General features: G+C 61.4%; 7 protein-coding genes. 6 read left to right on the top strand and 1 reads right to left on the bottom strand.

The window, feature by feature from the left end; translation table 11 throughout:
• A partial coding sequence (locus EN745_RS29020) for a cyclic nucleotide-binding domain-containing protein (RefSeq protein ID WP_145992183.1) occupies window positions 1-345 on the bottom strand: 345 nt, incomplete at its 3' end.
• 368 nt (window positions 346-713) lie between these two features.
• Between EN745_RS29020 and EN745_RS29015 the strand changes: the two genes are divergently transcribed.
• The 6 genes from EN745_RS29015 (at window position 714) to EN745_RS28990 (ending at window position 5,483) form a co-directional block, all read left to right on the top strand.
• Window positions 714-2,027 carry a tyrosine-type recombinase/integrase gene (locus EN745_RS29015; protein WP_127422818.1) on the top strand — a complete coding sequence of 438 codons (1,314 nt, stop codon included), beginning with the start codon at window positions 714-716 and terminating at the stop codon, window positions 2,025-2,027.
• Window positions 2,024-2,620 carry a hypothetical protein gene (locus tag EN745_RS29010; protein ID WP_127422817.1) on the top strand — a complete coding sequence of 199 codons (597 nt, stop codon included), beginning with the start codon at window positions 2,024-2,026 and terminating at the stop codon, window positions 2,618-2,620. Before EN745_RS29015 ends, EN745_RS29010 begins: the two co-directional genes overlap by 4 nt.
• Before the next feature lie 70 nt (window positions 2,621-2,690).
• Window positions 2,691-2,915, top strand: coding sequence for a hypothetical protein (locus EN745_RS29005; RefSeq protein WP_127422816.1), 225 nt, complete (start codon window positions 2,691-2,693; stop codon window positions 2,913-2,915).
• 129 nt (window positions 2,916-3,044) lie between these two features.
• Window positions 3,045-3,239: a hypothetical protein gene (locus EN745_RS29000; RefSeq protein ID WP_127422815.1), complete on the top strand. Its 195-nt coding sequence runs from the start codon at window positions 3,045-3,047 to the stop codon at window positions 3,237-3,239.
• A 268-nt stretch (window positions 3,240-3,507) separates the two neighbouring features.
• Window positions 3,508-4,188, top strand: coding sequence for a toprim domain-containing protein (locus EN745_RS28995; protein ID WP_127422814.1), 681 nt, complete (start codon window positions 3,508-3,510; stop codon window positions 4,186-4,188).
• The gene (locus EN745_RS28990) at window positions 4,185-5,483 is read left to right on the top strand and encodes an AAA family ATPase (RefSeq protein WP_127422813.1); all 1,299 of its coding nucleotides are present in this window, start codon (window positions 4,185-4,187) and stop codon (window positions 5,481-5,483) included. Before EN745_RS28995 ends, EN745_RS28990 begins: the two co-directional genes overlap by 4 nt.
• The last annotated feature ends 5 nt before the right edge of the window (window positions 5,484-5,488 follow it).

Raw genomic sequence — 5,488 nt, 5'->3', positions numbered from 1 at the left:
GTCAAAGAGTTGCGTGCGGCTGAGCGAGACCAGCTCGCAAGCCGTGAGGCAGATGGCGGTTGCCGTGCGCGGGCGCCCGTCGAGCGCGCCGATCTCGCCGACCAGGCTACGCGACAGCTCGATATTGGCCACCAGCTTCTGGCCGCCCGGCGAGTAGATCGAGATTTCCACCGAGCCGCTCATCACGCCGTAGATGCGATCGGCGGAATCCTCCTGGACGAACAGATGCTGGCCGGCCGCATAGCGCTCGACCTTGCAACCGCTGAACAGAAGATCGAACTGACCTGGATCGATCCGCGCAAGGCGCGGCAGGTCGTTCCTGTCGTTCGCGCTGGCGAAAGCCATGTTGATGTCCCGATTGCCACCCTCGCTGAAGTTTACGGCAACAGAGGACGGCGTCAAAGCCCCAGCATTCAACCGTGCCACGATGAGTATGAGGCTTCACCAATTTGAGAGAGAAAAGATCCTGCCTGGATCATGCGGATCGCAATTTGAGGCGGCAGGGGAATGGTGGGCGATGCAGGGATTGAACCTGCGACCCCACCCGTGTGAAGGGTGGAATTGCGCGTTTCTGCGGGTTTCTGGCGATCATCTGAAGATCATCTAAACTACGCTTTTCATTGCGTTTTATGTCGCTCGCGGGTATGAGGGAGATACCCGCCGGTCTTTCAATGGTGGCGACCTGGTGGCGACCCAGAAATGAAGGGCACCCCATGAAGATGAAGCTCACCAAAATTAGCGTCGACGCCCTCAAAGCAGCCGACAAGCGCTACCGCGTCTTCGATACCGAGCTACCGGGCTTCGCCGTCCAAGTATCGGCGGACGGCACGAAGCGCTGGCAAGTGGAATATCGGCCTCATCCGGGCGGGCGCGACACTCCCAAGAAACGCGAAACGCTCGGTACCACGACCGCCCACACCGCGACCGAAGCTCGCGAGTGGGCGAAGAACACACTTGCTGACGTCGACAAGGGCAAAGACCCTGTGGCCGAGAGAAAGGCCAAACGGGCCGAACAGAAGATCGCAGACCTTGTCGATCTATACGAGAAGGACGGCGGCACAATCCTGCGCGGAAAACGCCTCGGTCAGGTGCGCAGCGCGCGCTCCAAGCAGTGGATGCTGAATGCCGTTCGCCATCACGTCGTGCCGCTGATCGCCCAGAAGCGCATTACCGAGGTTACGCCAGCCGATGTCGAGGCCATGGTCAAGGACATCACGGCGGGCAAGACCGCCAAGGACGAGAAGATCGGCCCGCGCCGCCGTATTGTCGTGAGGGGCGGCGAGGGCGCTGCGCGCAAGGTGGCACGCGATCTCTCCACGCTTTTTACCTTCGCGATTAAACGGGGGCTGGCCACGAGCAATCCGGTCGCGACCGCCTCCATCAACAAAGTTGACAACAGACGCGACCGCTTTCTGTCGCTCGATGAGATCAAACGGTTCGGTGCCGCACTCGAAGCCCTAGAGAAAGAGGGCGTTAACCCAAAGGCTCTGAGCATCGCGCGGCTGTGGGCTTTTACTGGTTGCCGGCGTGACGAGGTCGCTGGTCTCAAATGGTCGGAGGTCGACCTGCAGCGGGGGTGCCTGATCCTCGAAGCGACCAAGACCGGCAAGAGCGTGCGCCCCCTCTCGTCTGCAGCGATGGCACTGTTTACCAGCCTGCCGCGCTACGCCGATAGCGATCAGCCAGACGGGTTGAGCCCTTGGGTGTTTCCGGCCACGTCCGGCAAAGGCTTCTTTCAGGGGACGAAGCGCATCTGGCCGAAAATCGTGAAGAAGGCGAAGCTGCCCGGCGTGACGCCCCACACGTTGAGGCACACCCTGGGTTCTGCCGCCGTGTCGTTCGGTGAGACGCTGGCCATGACCGGCGCGATCCTCGGGCACAAGGATCAGCGCTCGACTGCGATCTATGCGCATTTCCAGCACGATCCGCTGCGGCAGGCCGCTGATCGCGCCGTGATGCCTATCGCTGCGGCACTCGCCGGAAAGAACTTCGGCAAGGTGCTGCCGATGAAGAAGAGGGCCGGATGAAATACCCGGCCCGCTTTCCTGTTGATGCGGTTGACCGCATCGTTGAGCTGGTCGCTCCGAGGCTCGATGAGGTTCCGGAGCTGGATCGGCATCAGTTTAGCCTTGATCTCGACCGTGCGCATTTTTGGTGCCAGACCTTCAAGGATGCCAGTTTATCCGGCACCAAGAAACGCGGTGATGAACTGATCAGGAAGGCGCAAGCTTTCATCGATCTGTGGGATGAGGCCGATAACGAGGGCCAGTGGTGGCGGACGCAATTGGGGCCTTACGCCGATTTTGTCAGCGCAATGCGGGACTTTGAGGAAATCGCCGAGCATTTCCGACCGGGCCGTGACGCGCCGTTGAAACTGGAGAGCGTGTCGAAATGGTTTGTTGGCGAGCATCTTGCCACGATTTTCGAGAGCCACTTCCAAAAGAAGGCTACCGCTTGGATTACGGAGACGACCGATAAAAGCGGCAACACCATTGTCGACAAGGTCAGCGCGTATGTGGCCTTTGTGCTTGCCTTCATTGAAGAGGGCCACTGCGATCCGATACCTGCAACGACCATCGTCCGCTACCGCAAACAGGTGAAAACGGAGCAGGGAAAATAGACCAGTTTTCACCGATGTAGCGCTCGTCGAAATATCTCACCGTCCCTCCCGATCATTACGGGAGATTGCCATGGCACTGTTAAACGCAAAGCAGGCTTCTCATTACCTGCGCGAGAAGGGGGTGATCCGCTCGCCGGTGACGCTGCGCAATTTGCGCGTCAAGGGCGGCGGCCCGCAGTTCCGCAAGCTGGGCAACAACGTCTACTACGAACCCGAGCTGCTCGACGAGTGGATCAGGGATCGTCTCACTGCCCCTGTTGCCTCGACCTCGGAACTGCCGACCCGGGCAGCCTGAACCCGCCGGCAGCTTGGCACTGCGTCGGCGGATCAGGTTGCATTTTCAGGCTGTGAGGACGGCCCGAAGATTACCTTCCGTTAGAAGCGCAGGTCAACCGCCCGGCCTCCATCCAAGGAGGACCGAAGCATGCGCGCACCGGACCCTGACAAAAAGCTTCTGCAAAAGCGGCTTGAGACTTATCAGGCGCTGCTCGATGTGCGCGAGAGCGACTTGGACAAGCTCCACGCCGAAACCGAAGCTTTCCTTCTCCTGATCGACTTCCTGCTGTCCGCTGGCCGCGTCGAGGCGGCCCGCGAAGCGATTTCGGAGCGCTTGCAATGAGCAAGCGAACCGTTGTCGATGCCGCCACCGATAGCGCTGCGCTACCAGCCGCTGAGTTCGGTGGGAGGGTCTTTCCGTGACCGCCGCGCCTTTCAGCTTCGCTGAGCTTTTCGCTCTCGCAGGCGGCATTGGGCGCATCGACGTAGCTTGTCCCCTCTGCGGCCCCGGTCGCCGCGATCTGAAAAACAAGCTGCGGCGTGTGCTGCGCTTGTATTCGCGACCGGGCTTTGTCGGCTTCATCTGTAGCCGGTGCGAGGCAAGAGGCTTCGTGCTCGACGGCGAGGACCGGCAATTCGCCTCGACCGAGCGGGAGGCGATGTGCCGCGTCCGTGCGGCAATGGCCGAACGCGATGCGAAAGCCGCTGAAGAGCAGCGCAGGAAGGCATCGTGGCTGTGGTCGATGCGCCAGCCGATCCGAGGCACGCCGGCTGAGTTCTATCTGCGCGAGGCACGGTGCATCTCATGCCCGCTTCCGGCGACGCTCGCCTATCTGCCGGCGCGTGAGGGTCATCCGCCTGCGCTCATCGCCGCATTCGCGGTTGCCGCCGAACCTGACATCGCCGCCTCGGCAATCTTGGGCGTTCACCTGACGCGCCTTCGTCCGGATGGAAGCGACAAGGCGGGCGAACCGGCCAAGATCATGATCGGACGCTCGAAAGGTGCGCCAATCGTGGTTGCCCCGCCGAACGACCTTCTCGGGCTGGTCGTCGCCGAGGGCATCGAGGATGCATTGAGCGCGCATCAGGCGACCGGGCTCGGCGCGTGGGCGGCTGGTTCTGCCTCACGGCTTAAGGCATTGGGCCGCACCGTACCCGACTGGATGGATTGCGTTTCGGTCCTGGTCGACAATGACGAGGCCGGAAACAAAGGCGCCACCGGGCTCGCCTCGGCTCTCCATCGTCGCGGTATCCATGCCGAGTTGGTCGAGATCGCTGGGAGAGGGCGATGACGCAGGACGCGAACGACATCCATCGCGACGAGGGGGTCAGCGCACTGCGCGCAATCATGGACGCGAACCGGCGAGAGCCGTTTGATGATAAAGGCCATCCACACCATAGTGCGTCAGGAACGGGCCCGCACGGCGATGAGCAACTCGACGAGGGCGGCGCGCAGGATCGTCGCCGGGCAGTGCGTCCGCCGAGGGTCAAGCTGCTCAACTTCAGGGAATATCGGCAGCATCTCGCCGGCAGCACGGCGGGTGCCAGCCTGATAAAGGGTCTCGTCCGCGTCGGCACGTTGATTTCCATGAACGGGCGGCCCGGCGCCGGCAAGACCGCACTCTTGATCGAGATCGCCCGCTGCCTCGATGCCGGCGAACCATTCCTTGGCCGCGAGACGAAACAGGCTGTCGTCGTTTACATAGCTGCCGAAGATGAAATCGACGTCCTGAACCGAATTGAGGCGCAAGGGCTGGACACCGTCATGATCGTCGTCTCGGAGGAAGGCGTTCCGCTGACCAAACCGGACAGAGCCGTCGCGATAGTCCGCGAGGCGATCAGGCAGGCGCGCGAACAGTTCCCAGGCCGGGAAGTGTTCATTCCCTTCGACACATTGCGCGCCGGCCTCGACGGCCAATCTGTCCTCGACGACCGCTTTACCAGTCCGGCCCTCAACAAACTGCGCAAGCTGGCAGAAGACGAGCGTGTCGTCATCGCCATCTCCAATCATACCAATCGCGAAAACCCGAAACAAACGAAGGGCGAGACACTGGAAGCTGTGGTGGCTCTGGAACTGATCCTGCTCGAAACCGACGGCGGTTGGTTTGAGCTGCATGTCGGCAAGAACCGGGCCGGACCGGGTCGGCGGCAAATCGGGCGATTGCGCTATACCAGCATCGAACTCGGCGATGTCGAAGCTTCAGTCGTTGATGAGATCGTGGCCGTCGATGACGGCTCCGCGCCCGTTGAGAAGGTCCGCAAGCTCGGAGGAAATCAAGCCCTCATTATGGGCATCATGCGCAACGCGATCCTCGACCACGGCTTCCAATTTTGGCCATACGGCGTGGAAGGGCCGCAGGTGAAAGCGGTCAAGGAGGTCTTGCTGCGCGAGGCGTTCATCAAGAAGAAGGCAGGGGACAACCGGGCCGACAAGCGTCGCAGTTTCAATACCGCTCTGAACCGGCTCCTCCAAATGGCGCTCGTACGGACGGAGAACGCGGACGGCGAGGGCGTCATCTGGCATGCCGAAAAAGACGCGGAAATGGGGAAAAAAGGAAATTTCCCGGTCGCCGGGGGGGAACCTTGAAAAAC

The organism is Mesorhizobium sp. M4A.F.Ca.ET.022.05.2.1, assembly GCF_003998845.1.
GTDB lineage: Bacteria > Pseudomonadota > Alphaproteobacteria > Rhizobiales > Rhizobiaceae > Mesorhizobium.
This window is presented reverse-complemented; position numbering and strand designations above follow the sequence as displayed.